22 protein-coding genes are annotated in these 18,616 nt (G+C 57.0%); 8 read left to right on the top strand and 14 right to left on the bottom strand.

Annotated features, from left to right (window positions below):
• Positions 1 to 2 precede the first annotated feature (2 nt).
• The 10 genes from flgK to flgB form a co-directional block, all read right to left on the bottom strand.
• Positions 3 to 1,643: a flagellar hook-associated protein FlgK gene (gene flgK / locus ACMGGH_RS13860; protein WP_048956760.1), complete on the bottom strand. Its 1,641-nt coding sequence runs from the start codon at positions 1,641 to 1,643 to the stop codon at positions 3 to 5.
• Positions 1,644 to 1,718: 75 nt separating this feature from the next.
• Positions 1,719 to 2,672, bottom strand: a complete 954-nt coding sequence (flgJ, locus tag ACMGGH_RS13855; RefSeq protein ID WP_041910522.1) for a flagellar assembly peptidoglycan hydrolase FlgJ — start codon at positions 2,670 to 2,672, stop codon at positions 1,719 to 1,721.
• Positions 2,672 to 3,763 carry a flagellar basal body P-ring protein FlgI gene (locus ACMGGH_RS13850; protein ID WP_232948084.1) on the bottom strand — a complete coding sequence of 364 codons (1,092 nt, stop codon included), beginning with the start codon at positions 3,761 to 3,763 and terminating at the stop codon, positions 2,672 to 2,674. Before ACMGGH_RS13850 ends, flgJ begins: the two co-directional genes overlap by 1 nt.
• Positions 3,764 to 3,775: 12 nt before the next feature.
• Positions 3,776 to 4,474, bottom strand: coding sequence for a flagellar basal body L-ring protein FlgH (flgH, locus tag ACMGGH_RS13845; protein WP_023311139.1), 699 nt, complete (start codon positions 4,472 to 4,474; stop codon positions 3,776 to 3,778).
• A 57-nt stretch (positions 4,475 to 4,531) separates the two neighbouring features.
• Positions 4,532 to 5,314, bottom strand: a complete 783-nt coding sequence (gene flgG / locus ACMGGH_RS13840) for a flagellar basal-body rod protein FlgG (RefSeq protein ID WP_000625853.1) — start codon at positions 5,312 to 5,314, stop codon at positions 4,532 to 4,534.
• An 11-nt stretch (positions 5,315 to 5,325) separates the two neighbouring features.
• Positions 5,326 to 6,081 carry a flagellar basal body rod protein FlgF gene (locus tag ACMGGH_RS13835; RefSeq protein ID WP_028012705.1) on the bottom strand — a complete coding sequence of 252 codons (756 nt, stop codon included), beginning with the start codon at positions 6,079 to 6,081 and terminating at the stop codon, positions 5,326 to 5,328.
• A 20-nt stretch (positions 6,082 to 6,101) separates the two neighbouring features.
• Positions 6,102 to 7,310, bottom strand: a complete 1,209-nt coding sequence (gene flgE, locus ACMGGH_RS13830; RefSeq protein WP_041910523.1) for a flagellar hook protein FlgE — start codon at positions 7,308 to 7,310, stop codon at positions 6,102 to 6,104.
• A gap of 26 nt (positions 7,311 to 7,336) precedes the next feature.
• Positions 7,337 to 8,047: a flagellar hook assembly protein FlgD gene (gene flgD / locus ACMGGH_RS13825; RefSeq protein WP_041910524.1), complete on the bottom strand. Its 711-nt coding sequence runs from the start codon at positions 8,045 to 8,047 to the stop codon at positions 7,337 to 7,339.
• 11 nt (positions 8,048 to 8,058) lie between these two features.
• A complete protein-coding gene (gene flgC, locus ACMGGH_RS13820) occupies positions 8,059 to 8,463 on the bottom strand; it encodes a flagellar basal body rod protein FlgC (RefSeq protein WP_013097138.1) in 405 nt (134 codons plus the stop codon).
• A gap of 3 nt (positions 8,464 to 8,466) precedes the next feature.
• Positions 8,467 to 8,883: a flagellar basal body rod protein FlgB gene (gene flgB, locus ACMGGH_RS13815; protein ID WP_008500815.1), complete on the bottom strand. Its 417-nt coding sequence runs from the start codon at positions 8,881 to 8,883 to the stop codon at positions 8,467 to 8,469.
• Positions 8,884 to 9,040: 157 nt separating this feature from the next.
• On the opposite strand from flgB, the gene flgA reads away from it, so the two are divergent.
• The 3 genes from flgA to flgN all read left to right on the top strand — a co-directional run bounded on the left by flgA (position 9,041) and on the right by flgN (position 10,517).
• A complete protein-coding gene (flgA, locus tag ACMGGH_RS13810; RefSeq protein WP_232948083.1) occupies positions 9,041 to 9,700 on the top strand; it encodes a flagellar basal body P-ring formation chaperone FlgA in 660 nt (219 codons plus the stop codon).
• 93 nt (positions 9,701 to 9,793) lie between these two features.
• Positions 9,794 to 10,087 (top strand): flagellar biosynthesis anti-sigma factor FlgM, encoded by a 294-nt coding sequence (flgM, locus tag ACMGGH_RS13805; RefSeq protein WP_014883360.1) that lies wholly within the window; start codon positions 9,794 to 9,796, stop codon positions 10,085 to 10,087.
• Between the two features lie 4 nt (positions 10,088 to 10,091).
• The gene (gene flgN, locus ACMGGH_RS13800; protein WP_028012701.1) at positions 10,092 to 10,517 is read left to right on the top strand and encodes a flagella biosynthesis chaperone FlgN; all 426 of its coding nucleotides are present in this window, start codon (positions 10,092 to 10,094) and stop codon (positions 10,515 to 10,517) included.
• Positions 10,518 to 10,576: 59 nt separating this feature from the next.
• Here the strand turns inward: flgN and murJ are convergent, their stop codons facing one another.
• From murJ to rimJ, 4 genes are all read right to left on the bottom strand, one after another.
• Complete coding sequence (murJ, locus tag ACMGGH_RS13795; protein ID WP_232948082.1) at positions 10,577 to 12,112, bottom strand: murein biosynthesis integral membrane protein MurJ; 1,536 nt, start codon at positions 12,110 to 12,112, stop codon at positions 10,577 to 10,579.
• A gap of 129 nt (positions 12,113 to 12,241) precedes the next feature.
• Positions 12,242 to 13,165 (bottom strand): Gfo/Idh/MocA family protein, encoded by a 924-nt coding sequence (locus ACMGGH_RS13790; protein WP_047364274.1) that lies wholly within the window; start codon positions 13,163 to 13,165, stop codon positions 12,242 to 12,244.
• 2 nt (positions 13,166 to 13,167) lie between these two features.
• The gene (locus tag ACMGGH_RS13785) at positions 13,168 to 13,815 is read right to left on the bottom strand and encodes a YceH family protein (RefSeq protein ID WP_420299126.1); all 648 of its coding nucleotides are present in this window, start codon (positions 13,813 to 13,815) and stop codon (positions 13,168 to 13,170) included.
• Positions 13,816 to 13,824: 9 nt separating this feature from the next.
• A complete protein-coding gene (gene rimJ / locus ACMGGH_RS13780) occupies positions 13,825 to 14,409 on the bottom strand; it encodes a ribosomal protein S5-alanine N-acetyltransferase (protein WP_013097146.1) in 585 nt (194 codons plus the stop codon).
• 236 nt (positions 14,410 to 14,645) lie between these two features.
• On the opposite strand from rimJ, the gene mdtH reads away from it, so the two are divergent.
• From mdtH to bssS, 5 genes are all read left to right on the top strand, one after another.
• Complete coding sequence (gene mdtH / locus ACMGGH_RS13775; RefSeq protein ID WP_232948080.1) at positions 14,646 to 15,854, top strand: multidrug efflux MFS transporter MdtH; 1,209 nt, start codon at positions 14,646 to 14,648, stop codon at positions 15,852 to 15,854.
• A gap of 123 nt (positions 15,855 to 15,977) precedes the next feature.
• Positions 15,978 to 16,538, top strand: a complete 561-nt coding sequence (locus ACMGGH_RS13770) for a lipoprotein (RefSeq protein WP_028012696.1) — start codon at positions 15,978 to 15,980, stop codon at positions 16,536 to 16,538.
• A gap of 126 nt (positions 16,539 to 16,664) precedes the next feature.
• Positions 16,665 to 17,711 (top strand): dihydroorotase, encoded by a 1,047-nt coding sequence (gene pyrC, locus ACMGGH_RS13765; RefSeq protein WP_028012695.1) that lies wholly within the window; start codon positions 16,665 to 16,667, stop codon positions 17,709 to 17,711.
• A gap of 74 nt (positions 17,712 to 17,785) precedes the next feature.
• Complete coding sequence (dinI, locus tag ACMGGH_RS13760) at positions 17,786 to 18,031, top strand: DNA damage-inducible protein I (protein ID WP_028012694.1); 246 nt, start codon at positions 17,786 to 17,788, stop codon at positions 18,029 to 18,031.
• A 272-nt stretch (positions 18,032 to 18,303) separates the two neighbouring features.
• Positions 18,304 to 18,558, top strand: coding sequence for a biofilm formation regulator BssS (gene bssS, locus ACMGGH_RS13755; protein ID WP_023299782.1), 255 nt, complete (start codon positions 18,304 to 18,306; stop codon positions 18,556 to 18,558).
• The last annotated feature ends 58 nt before the right edge of the window (positions 18,559 to 18,616 follow it).

Raw genomic sequence — 18,616 nt, 5'->3', positions numbered from 1 at the left:
CCTTAACGAATGTTGATAATTGCATCGAAGAGCGTACTGGCAGTCTGAAGCACCTGCGCGTTGGCGAGGTAATACTGCTGATAACGCTGCAGGTTGCCATACTCTTCGTCGAGGTTTACCCCAGAGATGGTCTGCTGCTGCTTAATTAACTGCGTTTCCACATTGGCTTTCGTCTGGCTACTGACTTTCAGTGAAGCGGTGGTGCTCCCTACGGTGCTCACCAGTGAGGCATAGGCATCGTTAAAGGTTTTGTTCCCGCCAACCACTTTGCTGTTTTGCAGATCGAGCATTTTCTGCCCGTTGCGGTTATCGCTCTCACCGCCGTTCTGCACCGCGGCCATGGCCAGTTTGGATTCGTCACTGATGGACAGTTCCATGTTCATGATGACGTCAGAGACGGGCTTCACGGTAAAGCTGTCTTTGGCGTTGGCCGAACCGCTGACGTTCACGTTAAGACCGTCAAACGACAGATTGCCGCTGGCATCCGGGCTCATGGTAAAGCTGGTCTTGTCCGACGTGCGGGTGATGGTCCAGTCGGTGCCGTTAAACTGCAGCTTATAGTCCGTTGCCTGAACTTTGGTGCTGTCCGCAACGGTGGCATTGACGACCGCCGTGCCGCTATTTTTGCTGTTGGAAAGCACAGCCGGAGAACCGAAGCCGAACAGCTTGCCGCCCGCATCGCCGTTGGCATCAAAGCCAGCCTCATGCTGCTTGTTCATCGCGTCAGCAAACGCCAGCGCCATCTGGTTCAGGTTATTACGAGCCTTATCCAGATCTTCCGCGCGGAAGGTCAGCAAACCGCCTAACGAGCCGGTGGTGATCATCTTTTCCGGGATCTCGACATTACCCGCAACTTCATCGACGTAGGCGATAGTGGTGCGGGAAGGATCGGCGCTGGACTTCACGGCGGCCAGCTGGTTAGCTTTGCTGCCCTGCACCAGGCTGTAGCCGTTGCCGAAAGAGATGTTAAACGTGCCGCTATCCTGAACCGAAACTTCCACACCCACGATTTTGTTCAGCTCGTTGACGAGCTGATCGCGCTGGTCGAGCAGATCGTTAGGCGATGCGCCCGCGCCGACGCCGGTGAGGCGGGAAATCTGATCGTTCAGATTGGCAATCTGTTTGGCATAGTTGTTGATCTGCGAAACGCTGGTCCCGATCGCCGTATTCACCTGCGTATCCTGATCGCGGAGATACTGATCGTTGGTTTTGAACTGATTGACCAGGCCGCCCGCTTTTCCCAACACCGTCTGACGCGCAGCCGGGTCTTCCGCGTTGCTCACCAGCGTTTGCAGGCTCTTAAAGAAATCCTGCAGAGTGGTGGAAAGCGAGTTGGTGGTATCGGATAGCACATCGTCAATTTTTGACATCTGCTGATAGCGCGTGGTCAGGCCACTGCTCTGGGTCTGCGCGGCGCGCAGCTGGTTGGTGATGAAAGCGTCATATTCACGCTGGACACCGGAGACATACACCCCGTTACCCACCCAGCCACCGCCGGTCAGCGTGCTGTTAGATGCACCCAGCACCGTCGTCTGGCGGGTGTAACCTGCCACGTTATAGCTTGAAATATTATTACTGACGGTATTGAGTGCCGACTGCGCGGCACTGAGGCCACTCATGGCGCTGTTAATCAAACTGGACATGGGGGTTCCTTTTATACGTTCAGACACGAGTCCTGATGAAGGTTATCGGCAACCTCCACCGGGACTTGAGAACTTTCAGAACAGATTTTCGATATCTGTGCTATAGGCTTTGCTGACCTTCTCGCCCATGGATTTCAGCTGCTGGATCATGCTGGTAAGCTTGCGCGCGTAGTTCGGGTCGGTCGCGTAGCCCGCGTTTTGCAGGGCCTGAGCGCCCTGCTCCGCCGTTGCCGCCTGCGTAACGGCGGTATAACGCGGATTTCGGCTCAGCAGGCCTACATAATCGGATAAGGCTTCCAGATACGAGCTGTAAACGCGGAATTTGGCTTTCACCTTCACCGCCGCGCCGTTCTCGTATTCCGTAGTCGTGATCTCGGTGGTCGGCCCCTTCCAGCTGGAGGTGGCCTTCACGCCGAAGATGTTGAAGCTCGGGTCGCCGTTTTCCTTGCGGATCTGGCGCTGGCCCCAACCCGACTCCAGCGCGGCCTGGGCCAGAATCAGGTGATGAGGCACGCCGCTCTGTTCACTGGCAAGCCGTGCCGGCAGAGAAAGCTGCGCCAGGAAGTCTTTGCTGTCACCGGAGAGCGCCTCGTCGCCGCTGCCCGTTGCCTTCGGTATCGCTTTACGCACCATCTGCGTCAGCGCCTGGTTCTGATAACTGGTCACCGTTTCGAGGTCGAACTTCATCGGCACCTGCGGCGGCTGCTCTTCTGGCTGAACACCCTGTGCGGCAGCGGTCTGTTTGACAATCATGTCAGCCAGACCGAGGCCTTTACCGGCGGTCATCTGCTGCGCAATCTGCTGGTCATACATGCTGGTGTAGAGACGCGTTGAATCGCTGCTGAACATCCCGTCTTTCGGCAGGGTTTCACGCATGCTTTTCAGCATCATCTGTACAAACATCCCTTCCACCTGGCGGGCGACCGGGCGGATATTCGCCGCCGGGTCTTTACCTGCTTTGGCTTTCAGTTCGTTGAGCGACTGGGCGTCCCAGGCGGCACTGGTCAACAGTTTGCTATCGGTCAGCATCAGATGATTTCCAGTTTGGCGCGCAGGCAGCCCGCGCTTTGCATCGATTGCAGAATGGACATCAGATCCATCGGCGTCGCGCCCAGGGCGTTCAGGGCACGTACCACGCTGTTCAGGTTGGCGCTGGAGCGCACGCTCTGCAGGGAACCGCCGCTCTGGCGTAAATCAATCTGCGTTTGCGGCGTCACTACCGTCTGGCCGCCACCAAATGGTGTATCCGGCTGGCTGACGTTGGCGGAACGGTTAACCGTCACCGACAGGTTACCCTGCGCCACGGCACAACTATCCAGCGACACTTCCCGGTTCATCACCACGGAGCCCGTACGGGAGTTGATGATCACTTTGGCATCCTGCACCGGCACGTTCACTTCCAGATTCTGGATATCCGCCAGCATGCGCACCTGGTTGCTGCTGCCGGTGGAGGTGCGGATCTGCACGGTACGCGCATCCAGTGCCGTGGCATTGCCATAGCTGCGGTTGATGGTGTCGGTAATCTGCTGCGCCATCGTGAAGTCTTCATTATTCAGCTGCAGGTTGATGGTGTTGCCCGCGCCAAACTGGGTCGGCAGTTCACGCTCGATGATCGCACCGTTGGTGATGCGCCCGCCGTTCAGCTGGTTCACCTGTACGCTGCTTCCGCCAGCGGATGCGCCAGCCCCGCCAACCAGGATGTTCCCCTGCGCCAGCGCGTAGACCTGGCTGTCGACGCCTTTCAGCGGGGTCATCAGCAGCGTACCGCCGCGCAGGCTTTTGGCGTTACCCATTGAGGAGACCACCACGTCAATGGTCTGCCCCTGGCGCGCAAACGCCGGGTATGAGGCAGTGACCATTACCGCGGCCACGTTTTTCAGCTGCATGTTGGTTCCCGCCGGCACGGTAATGCCGAGCTGGGAAAGCATGTTGTTTAAGCTTTGGGTGGTAAACGGCGTCTGGGTGGTCTGGTCACCGGTACCGTCCAGCCCCACCACCAGGCCATAGCCAATCAGCGAGTTCCCGCGGACGCCCTGAACGCTGGTGAGATCGCGAATGCGATCGGCCTGGGCAAACGTTGCGACAAGAACCAGCGCCGCGGCGAAGATCGATTTAAACATGGGTCACCTCGCTTACATCGGCGATAAATTAAGGAAGAAGCGCTGCAGCCAACCCATATTCTGCGCTTCATTAATGTAGCCGTTACCGACGTACTCAATGCGCGCATCCGCCACCTGGGTGGACGGAACGGTGTTGGTGCCGCTGATGGTGCGTGGATTCACCACGCCCGAGAAGCGAATGAATTCAGTGCCCTGGTTAATGGCGATCTGTTTTTCACCCACGACGTGTAAATTGCCGTTAACCAGCACCTGGTCAACCGTGACCGTCAGCGTACCGCTGAAGGTGTTGCTGGCGTTCGCGCCACCTTTACCGTTAAAGGTGTTGCCGCCGGAGGCCTCAACATCCGCACGGGCATTGCCGAACAGGCCCTGCAGATAGCGTGGAACGGTGTCAAAGCCAAAATTGGTTTTGCCATCGCGGCTGGCGTTCGCCGACGAGCTCTTGCTCGCGCTGACGTTTTCCTGCAGCACAATGGTCAATGTATCGCCGACATTACGCGGGCGGCGATCTTCAAACAGCGGCTGATAGCCGTAGTTAATCGGCTGCGCGGTCTGGAAAATGGAGCCGTTTACAACTGGCGCAGGGCCAGGAACGGGTTGGGCAGTCGTCGCACCCTGGACCAATGGTTTAGACGGGATCAAAGCGCACCCGCTGAGGGTGACGGCCAGAACAGTCAGTATCGGATAACGAAACGCCGCGTTTTTTTGCATTGCCTTCATCTTCGAAAACAGGGAGCCGGTGCGGGGTTTACCGCACCGGGCTACACCTTAGAGTTGCGTCAGTTTCTGCAGCATCTGATCGGTCGTCGAGACTGCTTTACTGTTAATTTCATACGCGCGCTGGACCTGGATCATATTCACCAGCTCTTCCGCCACGTTCACGTTGGAGGTTTCGACATACCCCTGATACAGCAGACCGGCACCGTTGAGGCCTGGCGTACTTTCATTTGGCGTACCGGAGGATTGCGTTTCGGTGTAGAGGTTCTCACCAATGCTTTCCAGACCGGTATCGTTCATGAAGGTGGTCAGGTTGAGCTGTCCGACCTGGACCGGCGCGGCCTGCCCCTGCTGGGTCACGCTCACGATGCCGTCGCGGCCGATGGTAATGCTCAGGGCGTTCGCCGGAATGGTGATCGCAGGCTGAACCTGGAAACCGCCCGCCGTCACCAGCTGACCGTTCTGATCGACCTGGAAGGAACCGTCACGGGTGTAGGCAGAGGTCCCGTCAGGCAGCTGCACCTGGAAGAAGCCCTGGCCTTTGATCGCCACGTCTTTGCTGTTGTTGGTCTGAGACAGGTTGCCCTGGCTGTGCAGACGCTCGGTCGCCACCGGGCGAACGCCGGTACCGATCTGCAGGCCTGACGGCAGCGTCGTCTGTTCAGAAGACTGCGCGCCCGGCTGGCGGATGGTTTGATAAAGCAAATCTTCGAAAACGGCGCGCTGACGCTTGAAACCATTGGTGCTCACGTTTGCCAGGTTGTTGGCAATCACATCCATGTTGGTTTGCTGCGCGTCCAGGCCAGTTTTCGCGATCCATAAAGAACTGATCATAAAGAGTCCTGTTAACTCATCGACAGAAGTTGGTTAGCCTTGCCCGCGTTTTCGTCCACGCTGCTGATAATTTTCATCTGCATTTCAAAACGACGGGCGCTGGCGATCATGTCGCTCATAGCGGCTACCGGCTTAACGTTGCTGCCTTCCAGAACGCCGGACATCACGCGGATGCTCGGATCGGCCTGTAATGTGGCACCACGGGTAGCCTGAGCTGCCTGGGTCAGACGGAACATGCCGTCGTCGCCGCGCTGCACCTCTTTGCCTTCCGCTTTGACCAGCTTCAGACGCCCAACGGGGGCAACGGTGTTGGCCGGATCGCCCGGGTTCAGCGCCGAGATGGTGCCGTCCGCGGCGATGGTCAGCTCAGAGCCTTCCGGCACGGTCAGCGGGCCCGCTTCACCCATCACCGGATGCCCCTGAATCGTCAGCTGGCCGGTCGCGCTGACCTGGATATTCCCGTTACGGGTATAGCCTTCGCCACCGTCCGCCGTTTGCACCGCCAGCCAGCCGTCCTGCTGCAGAGCAACGTCCAGCGGGCGTGAGGTGTAATCCATCTGCCCTGGCGTCATGTCTGCGCCCGGGGTGGATGCCGCCACCAGCGTACGGGTCGGCAGGGAGAGCCCTTCCACCGGCACCGCGCGCAGCGCATTCAGCTGCGCGCGAAAGCCCGGCGTAGAGGCGTTTGCCAGGTTGCTGGCGGTAACGGCCTGCTGGCTGAGCGTCTGACTTGCCGCGCCCATCGCGGTATATATTGCGTGATCCATTGCGCTTTCCTGTTAGCCGCTTAACGCAGGTTAACCAGCGTGTTGAGGATCTGATCCTGGGTCTTGATGGTCTGCGCATTCGACTGATAGTTACGCTGCGCGACAATCATGTTCACCAGTTCTTTACTCAGGTCCACGTTAGAGGCTTCCAGCGCGCCGTTGGTCAGCGTGCCGAAGTTACCGGAGCCCGCGGTGCCCAGCAGGGCAACACCGGAAGACTGCGTGGCAGACCAGACGTTATCCCCTTCGGACTTCAGACCTTCGTTGTTGGCGAAGTTTGCCAGCACGATCTGGCCCAGCACCTGAGTCTGCTCGTTGGAGTAGTTCCCGACGACGGTGCCGTCATCGTTAATCTGATAGCTCACCAGGTCGCCCGGCTTGAAGCCGTTCTGATTGGTCGCCACGATATTGTTTGCACCGGTGTTCTGCTGCATGGAGTTAGCAAAACTCATCGCGAAGGTCGCCGGGTCCGCACCTGGGATAGTCGCGGTAGTGATGTTGATGTTTCCACCCCCGATCAACGTACCGTTATTATCGAAGGTCAAGGTCGTGGCCACTGCCGCCGCGCTGCCTGCCACGCTGCCGTCCTGGGCATACACTTTCCAGGAGTTCGCCGGGGTCGCATCTTTGACGTAAAACAGGTTCATGTTGTGCGCATTACCCTGGCTATCAAAGACGGTTACCGTACCTTTTTTGTTGTAGGTATCCGGGTTGGCCGGATCAAAGGCGGCGGTTGGTGCGGCATCGGTGGAGTTGAGGTTAATCTGCTGGGAAGCCGTGGTGGTGGACTTCGCGGCCATCAGCGTGGTCGGGATATTAATCGCCTGCGGATTCGCACCGGTCTGAACCGTTGATGGCGTTCCGGCAACCGGATACCCCGTTAATTGCATCCCCTGCATGTTCACCAGGTTACGGTTTTCGTCCAGCTTGAACTGGCCGTTACGGCTGTAGAACACCGAGCCGTTTGCATCGACCATACGGAAGAAACCGTTCTGGCTGATGGCAACGTCCAGGCCACGACCGGTGTTGGTGGTGGTACCGTCGGTAAAGTCCTGAGTGATGCCCGCAACTTTTACGCCCAGACCCACTTTGGAACCGGCAAACATATCTGCAAAAGACGCAGAACCGGATTTGAAACCATAGGTCGCGGAGTTGGCGATGTTGTTGCCAATGACGTCCAGGTTGGTGGCCGCAGCATTCAGGCCGCTGACCGCTTGAGAAAAGGCCATGACTTACTCCTGATAAGTGTTAAGGCTTAGATAATCTGCCGAACTTCGTCGAGTGTGGTGGTACCTGAAGTACCCAAATCCAGTTTGTTGCCGTCGCCCCCTTTAATCACGCCCTGAACCAGCGCGAACTGCAGCGGCTGCGCCACCAGCTGGGTCGTCCCGTTGCTGGCGCTAATCGCGACTTTGTAGGAGCCATTTGGTGCTTTCGTGCCGTCGGTCAGGCTGCCGTCCCAGGTAAAGGTGTGAACGCCCGCTTTCAGCTCGCCGATGTCGATGGTGCGAACCACGGCGCCGGTTGAATCGGTGATCGTCGCCGTCACTTTGTCAGCCGCCTGCTGCAATTCAACGCCGAACGGCGTAGTGGTGGTGGTCGATGTACCGTCGGTGGTGCTGGTGCCCGCCAGGATCGTGGTCCCCGGGATCATCACGCCGTGACCAATCAGGCTTGCCGCCTGCAGGGACTGAGCGCTGTTAATCTGACCGGAGACGGAACCGAGGGTGGTGTTCAGTTTCTCAATGCCGCTCACGGTACTGATCTGCGCAAGCTGCGTGGTCAGTTCGTTGTTCTGCATTGGGTTAGTCGGATCCTGGTTCTTAAGCTGCGCCACCAGCAGCGTCAGAAAACTGCTCTGCAAATCGGAGGCATTGCTTCCCGTCAGGGAGCTGGAGCTTGTCGAACTTTTGGTGTTGTTAACACCCGTGTTCGTCGGATCATTCACATTTACGGCGATGGACATGCATGTCTCCTTTACTGGCCGAGAGTGAGTGTTTTGAGCATCATGCTCTTCACGGTATTAAGCACTTCGACGTTCGCCTGGTAGCTACGGGACGCCGACATGGAGTTCACCATCTCGCCTACCACATCCACGTTTGGCATCTTCACGTATCCGTTAGCGTCCGCGAGCGGGTTACCTGGCTCATACACCAGCTTGTCCGGCGCCTGGCTCTCAACCACGTCAGACACCTTCACGCCGCCCGTTGCCGCGCCTGGCGCAGCGTCGACCTGAAACACAACCTGTTTGGCACGATAAGGCTGTCCGTCAGGTCCGGTCACGCTGTCGGCGTTCGCCAGGTTACTGGCGGCCACGTTCAGACGTTTGGACTGGGCGGTTAACGCCGAGCCGGCGATATCAAAAATATTCAGCAAGGCCATTTATCAGTTGCCCCCCTGCAGGACGTTCATCATGCCTTTGATTTGTCCGCCGAGTACGGTCAGGCCCGTCTGGTATTTCAGGCTGTTATCGGCAAACTGCGTACGCTCCCGGTCCATATCCACGGTGTTACCGTCGAGTGAAGGCTGGTCAGGGATGCGATAAAGTAAATCGGTCGCTGGCGCGGTCATCGCCTGAGCGGGAATATGGCGAGAGGATGTCATGGCGAGTGCAACACCCGTTCCTTCGGCACGTCCACGCTCCATCACCTTTTTGAGCTCACTGGAAAAATCAATATCGCGCGCCTGATACCCGGGCGTATCGGCGTTAGCGATGTTGGCGGCTAAAATCTCCTGCCGCTGGGCGCGTAAATTGAGCGCTTCCTGCTGAAAACGTAACGCGGCGTCGAGTTTATCGAGCATGTCTCCTCCGCTGATGGCAAAATTTCAGTTCACAGCTTAAATCTCACCCGGTCTCCCCTATCGACGGAATAAGCACAAAATGCGTCGCTATTTATTCCGTTGATGCAAAACCACTGCAGGTAGAATTCATCCAACTCTGGAAACGGTGGAGCTTGCGATGCAAACGTTAAAACGTGGCCTGATGGCAACCTTCTTGCTGTTTAGCCCTCTGGTGAATGCCGGGGATTTACAGGATGCGCTGACGAATTTTTTTGCCCAGAAGCTGGCGGGCTTTAGCGATGACGTTAACGTGACCATCCGCACGCCGCCGAATCTGTATCCGACCTGCGAACAACCGTCATTCAGCGTGACGGGAACCACGAAGCTGTGGGGCAATGTGAACGTTCTGGCACGCTGCGCCAACGAAAAACGCTATTTACAGGTTGCAGTTCAGGCGACGGGCAATTATGTTGTCGCCGCCGTCCCCATTGTGCGTGGCAGCGCGCTGCAGGCAAACAGCGTGACGTTAAAGCGCGGGCGTCTGGATCAGCTCCCGCCGCGGACAATGCTGGACACTAACCAGGCACAGGACGCCGTCAGCCTGCGCGATGTCGCGCCGGGCCAGCCTATTCAGCTCTCCATGCTGCGCCAGGCGTGGCGTGTCAAAGCGGGACAGCAGGTGATGGTCGTTGCCAACGGAGACGGCTTTAGCATCAACAGTGAAGGGAAAGCGTTGAACAATGCCGCGGTAGCGCAAAACGCCCGCGTCAGAATGTCCTCAGGCCAGGTGGTGAGCGGAACCGTCGATTCTGATGGGAATATTCTGATTAACCTATAATCTTTTTAAAGATTTCGCGGCGCGTGCCGATAAATATTCCACTAATGATGATGTCAGGCGCAAACGCCGCGAACCCTCGATGAGGACAACACTATGAGCATTGATCGTACATCAGCCCTGAAGCCGGTAAGCGCTGTACAGCCTCGCGAAACGAACGACGCTACCCCTCAGAAAACGCGTCTGGAAAAACCGTCAACGTCTAACAGCACCAGCGTGACCCTGAGCGATGCCCAGGCAAAACTGATGCAGCCAGGCAGCAACGATATCAATATGGAACGTGTTGAAGCGCTGAAAACGGCTATTCGCAACGGTGAGCTGAAAATGGACACCAGCAAAATCGCTGATGCCCTGATTCAGGAAGCACAGAGTTTCTTACAGAGTAACTAACCGTATGAGTCGACTGTCAGAAATACTGGATCAAATGACGGTTGTCCTGAACGACCTGAAAACGGTAATGGATGCTGAACAACAGCATCTCTCTTCCGGTCACATTAACGGCAGCGCGCTGCAGCGTATTACTGAAGATAAGAGTTCGCTGCTGGCCACGCTGGATTATCTGGAGCAGCAGCGCCGCGCCGAGCAGGACTCGAAGCGCAGCGCCAATGACGATATTGCCGAGCGCTGGCAGACCATTACCGAAAAAACCCAGCATCTGCGCGATCTCAACCAGCATAACGGCTGGCTGCTTGAAGGCCAGATAGAGCGTAATCAGCAGGCGCTTGAGGTGCTGAAGCCGCATAAAGAAACCGGACTGTACGGCGCGGATGGTCAGACGGCGACGGCACGTATTGCGGGTGTAAAAAAGATTTCGATTTGACGCGTAAGCGACAAATCTTGCAGTGGGGAGCACCCTGAGGTGAACTCCCCTTTTGGCGTTTATGCCGTCCGGCGGGTAAACTCTTTCACTTTGAAGCCCAGCACGGCGAGCGTGGCAAAATACGCTACCACCCCAACGCCCACCACGGCCATCAGCCGCATCAGACGATAAGGCATCGTGCCCAGAGACCACTCCGGCATGACGTACATCATCCCGATGAGTGCCGCAGACATCACCAGCACCGCCACTACCAAACGCACGAGGAAACTTGCCCACCCCGGCTGCGGCGTAAAGATATCCTGCTTGCGCAGCTGCCAGTAAAGCAGCCCGGCATTCAGACAGGCCGCCAGACCAATAGACAGCGACAGGCCGGCATGCTTCAGCGGGCCGATAAATGCCAGGTTCATCAGTTGCGTCATAATCAGCGTCACAATGGCAATTTTCACCGGCGTTTTAATGTCCTGACGTGAATAGAACCCTGGTGCCAGCACTTTGACGACAATCAGCCCCATCAATCCCACCGAGTAAGCGACCAGCGCGCGCTGGGTCATCGCGGCGTCAAACGCGGTGAATTTCCCGTACTGGAAAAGCGATACCGTCAGCGGCTTGGCGAGGATCCCCAGCGCTACCGCGCTTGGCAGGGCCAGCAGGAAGCAGAGACGCAGGCCCCAGTCCATCAGGCGGCAGTATTCGTCATGGTTGCCGCTGGCAAAGCTTTTCGACAGCGACGGCAGCAGGATGGTCCCCAGGGCCACGCCCAGCACGCCGGACGGGAACTCCATCAGGCGGTCAGCGTAGTACATCCACGAGACGGAACCCGACACCAGGAAAGAGGCAAAAATGGTGTTGATAATCAGCGAGATCTGGCTGACGGAGACGCCAAGAATGGCGGGCCCCATCTGCTTGATAACGCGCATCGCCCCGGCATCTTTGAGGTTGATGCGCGGCAGCACCAGCATGCCGATTTTTTTCAGATGCGGCAGCTGGTACGCCAGCTGCAGCACGCCGCCCACGGTGACCGCCCAGGCCAGGGCCAGCACCGGCGGGGTGAAGTGCGGCGCGGCGAACAGCGCAAAACCGATCATGCTGACGTTGAGAAACGTCGGCGCAAACGCCGGAACGGAGAAGCGGTTCCAGGTGTTCAGGATCGCCCCCACCAGCGAGGCCAGCGAGATCAGCAGAATATAGGGGAAGGTAATGCGCAGAAGCTGCGAGGTCAGGGCAAATTTATCCGCCGTGTCGGCAAAGCCGGGCGCGGTCACCATAATGACCCAGGGCGCGGCCAGCATACCGACTACCGTCACCACGGCCAGCGCCAGCGTCAGCAACCCGGAGACATAAGAGACAAACACGCGCGTCGCGTCTTCACCCTGCTTGCTTTTATATTCCGCCAGAATGGGCACAAACGCCTGGGAGAACGCCCCTTCAGCAAAAATGCGACGCAGCAGGTTCGGCAGTTTGAACGCCACGAAAAAGGCGTCCGTTGCCATCCCTGCACCAAAGACCCTTGCCACAATGGCATCGCGCGCAAAACCGAGAACGCGAGAGAACATGGTCATCGAGCTGACGGCCGCCAGCGATTTTAATAAGTTCATTAACGTGAATTTCCAGAACCATACGGATTTATAGACCGGGAACGCACAAGCGCCACCCGGCAAAGCCAACAAGCGGTGCTTAGTCTAACCGGATTTCAACGAATTACTATCCGCAGATGTTACAGCGAGTTATTCACTCATGGCCTCGCGCCAGAGCCGTTCCACAATGCGCTGAGCCAGAATGGCCTGCTCGCCGGACGTTTCAGGAACCGTCTGATTTTGCACGCAGGTGATAAAGTGGCGGGCACATCCTGCGAAACCTCGTTGCTCCAGAGTGCTTTGCCAGCCGGGGACCGGCTGCATCACCACGCCGCTGCCCTTCTCTTCCCGCCATTCACGCATGTCTGTAACGTCGTACAGCGCGCCGTCGGTTACCGCCTGCACGGATTCCCGCTGGCTGCCCGCGCGGCGGTGCATGCTGGTGGTGACCTGAAGATGCTCAACGGCAAAATGGTGTTCCGCATACACCATCTGCCCCTGTTCGTTGGTGACTAGAGTGCCGCTTTTCAGCAGCGCTTCGCCGTTAGTCAGCCACAGCGCGGTGTCCACCACGTGGAGGTAGTCATCGAGAAGGGTAAAGCGCAGATCGTTTGGTCCCACGCTGTCGGTGCGGTGCTTATCCATGCGCAGCGAGGCCATATTGCCGGACTGCGCCTTCAGCTGCTGGTAAAGCGGCGCGAAGCGGCGGTTGAAACCGACCATCAGCGTCAGTTTTTTACGTGCCGCCAGCTCAATCAGCCGTTCGGCGTCCTGAACATTTTCCGCCAGCGGTTTATCCACGCAGACGTGAACCCCCGCATTGAGCAACTCGCTCACCACCTGATAGTGGGTTGCCGTTGAGGTATGCACAAAGACCGCATCGCACTCGCGGGCCAGATCCTGGAGCGATGCCGCATACGGGATACGCCAGGTTTCACAGATACGTTCTGCCTTTTCTCGGGTGGGTGACCATGCCCCTTGCAGCGTCCAGTCAGACGCAGCGCCCAATACGGGCAGCCAGGCTTTCTGCGCAATACCGCCCAGCCCCACCACGCCAATGCGTAATTTTTTCACCGTTAGTCTCCCAAATGTGCCAGCAGTGCATCCAGACGCTGTTTCAGCCCGGCCACCTCGTCTTCCAGCGCCTCTACGCGCGCGGCAAGGTCGTCACGGGTTGCAGGGCTCGATTCCGTCGCCGCGCTTGCGGCGTCAACGTCGCCGCTGAAGAGATGCATGTAGCGGCTCTCACGTTTACCCGGCTCGCGCGCCAGGCGCACCACGTAAGGGCCATCCTCACGCGCGGCCAGCCCTTCCAGGGTCTGCTCGACTTCCTGCATGTCGCTGAACTCATGCATTCGGGAAGCGCGCGTTCGCAGTTCCCCCGGCGTTTGCGCCCCGCGCAGCATCAGCGTGGTAATAACCGCCACTTCCGCGCTGCTCAGTTTCAGATCGCCAAATTCGGAGTTACAGAAGCGCTGCTCGTATTTGGTCACGCGGTTGCCGAAGCCGCTGACGGTGCGCAGATAGTGGCGCTTCACCAGCGCATCCAGCACGTCCTGAACCTCATGCTCGCTGAGATTCATCACCGGCTCGCGGTTGGTCTTCTGGTTGCAGGCCATGGTCACGGCGTTAACAGAGAGCGGATACTGCTCCGGCGTGGTGACCTGTTTTTCGAGTAAGCACCCAATCACGCGCGCTTCCGTACCGTTTAGCTGATACTTCATCTTTTCTCCTTAACGACCTGCGGTCCAGTCACGGGTGGTTAATGCCGTCAGAACGTGGTCGCGCCACTCTCCGTCTATCAGCAGATAGTCTTTGGCATAACCCTCTTTCTCAAACCCTAAACGCGCCAGCAAATTCCCACTGCGCTGATTATGCGGCATGTAGTTCGCCATAATGCGATGGATATGCTGCGTGCGTTGCATATAGCGGATGGCTACCGTTAACGCCTCGTACATCAGCCCCTGCCCCTGCCATTTCTGACCGATGGAATAGCCAAGGTAGCAGGCGTGAAACGATCCCCGCACCACGTTTGAAAAATTGGCGATCCCGATAATCTCTTTCTCTTCTGGATCCAGCAGCGCGAAATAAAACGCGCTGCCCTGCTTATGAAATTCAGCGATCATGCTGAGGCGTGCCTGCCAGCCGGAGGGGTAACAATGGCTCTCATCCCGAACGGGTTCCCAGGGTTTTAAAAACTGGCGATTCTCGGCGTAATAATCCGCCAGACGCCAGGCATCACGCTCATGCACAAGACGAACGACCAGCCTGTCCGTTGTCAGACGCACTTTTGGCACATTACTGCGATAGCCAAACATCAATACCACTCCTTCCCGTCACTTCAGCTTACCCATTAGCTTTACTATACCTGCGCCCGTGCCGTCTGTGAAAACAGTGACATACCATTTTGACCTCTTTTCACATTTTTCGATGAGAACTCTCTATCAAAGCACCGTTTTGATAAAAAAATATTGTCGCGCCCGGGGGTGGGAAAAAACGCGGCGACACCGCAGAATGTTAGCGTGCTCACCTTCTTATTTTCCCTGGAGGGAAAATGTCCCGCGTATCACAGGCCAGGAGCCTGGGTAAATATTTCCTGCTCGTCGATAACATGCTGGTCGTGCTCGGCTTTTTTGTTGTGTTCCCCCTCATCTCGATCCGCTTTGTCGATCAAATGGGCTGGGCGGCATTAATGGTTGGGATTGCCCTGGGGCTACGTCAGTTTGTCCAGCAGGGGCTGGGCGTCTTTGGCGGCGCGATCGCTGACCGCTTTGGCGCTAAACCGATGATCGTGACCGGTATGCTGCTCCGCGCGGCAGGCTTTGCCACGATGGCGATCGCCCAGGAGCCGTGGCTGCTGTGGTTCTCCTGCTTTCTCTCCGGTATCGGTGGCACCCTGTTTGACCCGCCGCGCACCGCGCTGGTGGTAAAGCTGATTCGTCCTCAGCACCGCGGCCGCTTCTTCTCCATTCTGATGATGCAGGACAGCGCCGGGGCGGTTGTTGGCGCCCTGCTGGGCAGCTGGCTGCTGCAGTACGATTTCCGTCTGGTTTGCGCGGCCGGGGCGGTGCTGTTTATTCTGTGCGCCCTGTTTAACGGCCTCTACCTTCCGGCCTGGAAGCTGTCGACGGTAAAAGCCCCGGTGCGCGAGGGGCTAGGACGCGTCCTGCGCGACAGGCGTTTTGTCACCTACGTGTTGACCCTGACCGGCTATTACATGCTCGCCGTACAGGTGATGCTGATGCTGCCAATCATGGTGAACGATATTGCGGGCACGCCTGCTGCCGTAAAATGGATGTACGCCATCGAAGCCTGCCTGTCATTAACGCTGCTTTATCCGATTGCCCGCTGGAGTGAACGGCGTTTTCGCCTGGAGCATCGCCTGATGGCAGGGCTGTTTCTGATGACGCTGAGCATGATGCCGATCGGTCTGGTAAACACGCTTCAGCAGCTTTTTACGCTGATCTGCACCTTCTATATCGGCTCCATCATCGCTGAGCCCGCCCGCGAAACGCTGAGCGCCTCGCTTGCGGATGCGCGTGCGCGCGGCAGCTATATGGGCTTCAGCCGCCTGGGTCTGGCCTTTGGCGGTGCGCTGGGTTACGCCGGCGGCGGCTGGCTGTTCGATGCCGGCAAAGCGCTGAACCAGCCGGAACTCCCCTGGATGATGCTCGGCGTGGTAGGCATCATGACGCTTCTCGCCCTGTGGTGGCAGTTCAGCCAGAAGCGCAGCGCGAGCGGCATGCTCGAGCCTGGCGCGTAGCCTTTCCCTCGGGCGGGAGCCTCTCCCGCCCCACTTCTCAGTTTTTTCTGCTGGTTTCTGCCCATTCACGCTGACATACTGGCGTAACAGGACAGAAGCGCCGATTTTTCGTTGAGGAGCACTATGAAGAAAATTGTCTTAGCCGCGGCATTCGTTGTCAGCGGTCTGCTGGTGGGCTGTAACCAGCTTACGCAATATACCGTCAGTGAGCAGGAAATTAATCAGGCGCTGGAAAAACATAACAATTTCTCTAAAGACATTGGCGTGCCAGGGCTGGCCGATGCCCACATCGTGCTCACCAATCTCACCAGCCAGATTGGTCGCGAAGAGCCGAATAAAGTCACTCTCGCAGGCGATGCCGCGCTTGATATGACGTCCCTTTTTGGCAATCAGAAAGCCAACATCAAGCTCAAGCTGAAGGCGCTCCCCGTTTTCAACAAAGAGAAAGGGGCGATATTCCTGCAGGAGATGGAAGTGGTCGATGCGCAGGTTTCGCCGGACAAAATGGCGCCGGTACTGCAAACCCTGATGCCCTATCTGAACCAGTCGCTGCGAAACTACTTTAACCAGCAGCCGGCGTACGTCTTAAGCGAAGACAACAGCAAGGGTGAAGCTCTCGCGAAGAAATACGCAAAAGGGATAGAGGTGAAACCGGGAGAGATCGTTATTCCTTTCACCGATTAACCTGAAGGGCGCTGCGGCGCCCTTTTTTTTACGGAAAAGTGTGCAAACGAAAACGTTTCCGCTTATGATTTGTGTCCGGCAAAAACAGCCATCCTTATGACTGATTCCTGACAAGCCGGAGCTTCCATGACTGCACAACCCCAGGTTCTTAAAATCCGCCGCCCAGACGACTGGCATATCCATCTGCGCGATGGCGATATGCTGAAAACCGTCGTGCCCTATACCAGTGAAATTTATGGCCGCGCGATTGTCATGCCAAACCTGGTTCCGCCAGTCACCACCGTCGATGCCGCCATTGCCTACCGTCAGCGCATTCTGGATGCCGTTCCGGCGGGACATGATTTCACTCCATTGATGACCTGCTACCTGACCGATTCACTGGATCCGAACGAAGTGGAACGCGGGTTTAACGAAGGCGTATTTACGGCGGCGAAACTCTACCCTGCGAACGCCACCACCAACTCCAGCCACGGCGTCACCAGTATTGATGCCATCATGCCGGTGCTGGAGCGCATGCAGAAACTGGGCATGCCGCTGCTGGTACACGGTGAAGTAACGCATGCGGAGATTGACATCTTCGACCGTGAAGCCCGTTTTATCGAAACCGTGATGGAGCCCCTGCGCCAGCGCCTGCCGGCGCTTAAGGTGGTCTTTGAGCATATCACCACCAAAGACGCGGCAGAGTATGTTCGCGACGGTAACGAACTGATCGCTGCGACTATCACCCCGCAGCATCTGATGTTTAACCGTAACCATATGCTGGTGGGCGGAGTGCGCCCTCACCTGTACTGCCTGCCGATCCTCAAGCGCAACGTTCACCAGCAGGCGCTGCGCGAGCTGGTCGCCAGCGGATTCACTCGTGCGTTCCTGGGCACAGACTCCGCGCCTCACGCCCGCCATCGCAAAGAGGCAAGCTGCGGCTGCGCGGGCTGTTTCAACGCCCCAACGGCGCTTGCCAGCTACGCAACCGTATTTGAAGAGATGAACGCGCTGGAACATTTCGAAGCGTTCTGCTCCCTCAACGGCCCGCGCTTCTACGGCCTGCCGGTCAATGACACCTTCATTGAGCTGGAGCGCAAAGCGAGCCAGGTTGAGGAGTCTATCGCGCTGACGGATGACACGCTGATCCCCTTCCTGGCAGGTGAAACCGTAAGCTGGACGGTAAAACGCTAAAAAATCAACGCCCCTTGTTGTCAAACCGACAATATGCCTGTATAAATAAACAGTATATTACACAGGGGGCATTTATGCGTATTGAAGTCACCATAGCCAAAACTACCGTTCTGCCTGCCGGCGCGCTTGACGCTCTGGCAGGCGAATTATCCCGTCGTATTAACAACACCTTTCCCGACAACGCGGGCGCCGTAACGGTACGTTACGCCGCAGCGAACAACCTCTCCGTCATGGGTGCCGCAAAAGAAGATAAAGATCGCATCAGCGAAATCCTGCAGGAAACGTGGGAAAGCGCAGACGACTGGTTCATTACCGATTAACACTGCTCCCTCATTGTGTTTTTTGCCGGGTCGCCCCGGCTTTTTTTTGCCTGTAATTTCGAAAGTTCAAATTAATTCAGCGTGTTCTTAAAAAATCGTGAACGAGATGGTGTTTTATTGTTCGAACAATCCTAAAAAGCAGAAAAATGTGTTGCTACCTGTTTATTTTTCCCGTTGGAACCCTTATTACTTGGTATACTGAAGAAGCTTTCAGAAAAACATGCATTGAACCTCAGAGCCGTTGTCTTCTAACACGCATTAAGGGGGTTATAATGGAAAAGAATAACGAAGTGATCCAGACCCATCCGCTTGTAGGCTGGGATATCAGTACCGTAGATAGCTACGATGCACTGATGCTGCGTTTGCACTACCAGACCCCAAATCAACTCAACCGTGACGAAGCGGAAGTTGGACAGACGCTGTGGCTAACAACAGACGTCGCCCGTCAGTTTATTTCTATTTTAGAGGCAGGCATTGCAAAAATAGAATCTGGCGACTATCAGGAAAATGAGTATAAACGGCACTAACCTTATGCCCACTTTTCACTCAACAGGCACCCTCGCGGTGCCTTATTTATTTCCCGCT

The sequence above is a fragment of the Enterobacter sp. BNK-16 genome, assembly GCF_048684955.1.
Classification (GTDB): Bacteria; Pseudomonadota; Gammaproteobacteria; order Enterobacterales; family Enterobacteriaceae; genus Enterobacter; species Enterobacter bugandensis.
Note: the sequence above shows the minus strand (reverse complement) of the source record. Positions and strands in the feature narration are given on the sequence as shown.

What these genes read in the sequence shown, in the direction of transcription:
- flgK (WP_048956760.1), bottom strand. Translation starts at nt 1,643, where the DNA reads ATGTCCAGTTTGATTAACAGCGCCATGAGTGGCCTCAGTGCCGCGCAG.
- flgJ (WP_041910522.1), bottom strand. Translation starts at nt 2,672, where the DNA reads ATGCTGACCGATAGCAAACTGTTGACCAGTGCCGCCTGGGACGCCCAG.
- ACMGGH_RS13850 (WP_232948084.1), bottom strand. Translation starts at nt 3,763, where the DNA reads ATGTTTAAATCGATCTTCGCCGCGGCGCTGGTTCTTGTCGCAACGTTT.
- flgH (WP_023311139.1), bottom strand. Translation starts at nt 4,474, where the DNA reads ATGCAAAAAAACGCGGCGTTTCGTTATCCGATACTGACTGTTCTGGCC.
- flgG (WP_000625853.1), bottom strand. Translation starts at nt 5,314, where the DNA reads ATGATCAGTTCTTTATGGATCGCGAAAACTGGCCTGGACGCGCAGCAA.
- ACMGGH_RS13835 (WP_028012705.1), bottom strand. Translation starts at nt 6,081, where the DNA reads ATGGATCACGCAATATATACCGCGATGGGCGCGGCAAGTCAGACGCTC.
- flgE (WP_041910523.1), bottom strand. Translation starts at nt 7,310, where the DNA reads ATGGCCTTTTCTCAAGCGGTCAGCGGCCTGAATGCTGCGGCCACCAAC.
- flgD (WP_041910524.1), bottom strand. Translation starts at nt 8,047, where the DNA reads ATGTCCATCGCCGTAAATGTGAATGATCCGACGAACACGGGTGTTAAC.
- flgC (WP_013097138.1), bottom strand. Translation starts at nt 8,463, where the DNA reads ATGGCCTTGCTGAATATTTTTGATATCGCCGGCTCGGCGTTAACCGCC.
- flgB (WP_008500815.1), bottom strand. Translation starts at nt 8,883, where the DNA reads ATGCTCGATAAACTCGACGCCGCGTTACGTTTTCAGCAGGAAGCGCTC.
- flgA (WP_232948083.1), top strand. Translation starts at nt 9,041, where the DNA reads ATGCAAACGTTAAAACGTGGCCTGATGGCAACCTTCTTGCTGTTTAGC.
- flgM (WP_014883360.1), top strand. Translation starts at nt 9,794, where the DNA reads ATGAGCATTGATCGTACATCAGCCCTGAAGCCGGTAAGCGCTGTACAG.
- flgN (WP_028012701.1), top strand. Translation starts at nt 10,092, where the DNA reads ATGAGTCGACTGTCAGAAATACTGGATCAAATGACGGTTGTCCTGAAC.
- murJ (WP_232948082.1), bottom strand. Translation starts at nt 12,112, where the DNA reads ATGAACTTATTAAAATCGCTGGCGGCCGTCAGCTCGATGACCATGTTC.
- ACMGGH_RS13785 (WP_420299126.1), bottom strand. Translation starts at nt 13,815, where the DNA reads ATGAAGTATCAGCTAAACGGTACGGAAGCGCGCGTGATTGGGTGCTTA.
- rimJ (WP_013097146.1), bottom strand. Translation starts at nt 14,409, where the DNA reads ATGTTTGGCTATCGCAGTAATGTGCCAAAAGTGCGTCTGACAACGGAC.
- mdtH (WP_232948080.1), top strand. Translation starts at nt 14,646, where the DNA reads ATGTCCCGCGTATCACAGGCCAGGAGCCTGGGTAAATATTTCCTGCTC.
- ACMGGH_RS13770 (WP_028012696.1), top strand. Translation starts at nt 15,978, where the DNA reads ATGAAGAAAATTGTCTTAGCCGCGGCATTCGTTGTCAGCGGTCTGCTG.
- pyrC (WP_028012695.1), top strand. Translation starts at nt 16,665, where the DNA reads ATGACTGCACAACCCCAGGTTCTTAAAATCCGCCGCCCAGACGACTGG.
- dinI (WP_028012694.1), top strand. Translation starts at nt 17,786, where the DNA reads ATGCGTATTGAAGTCACCATAGCCAAAACTACCGTTCTGCCTGCCGGC.
- bssS (WP_023299782.1), top strand. Translation starts at nt 18,304, where the DNA reads ATGGAAAAGAATAACGAAGTGATCCAGACCCATCCGCTTGTAGGCTGG.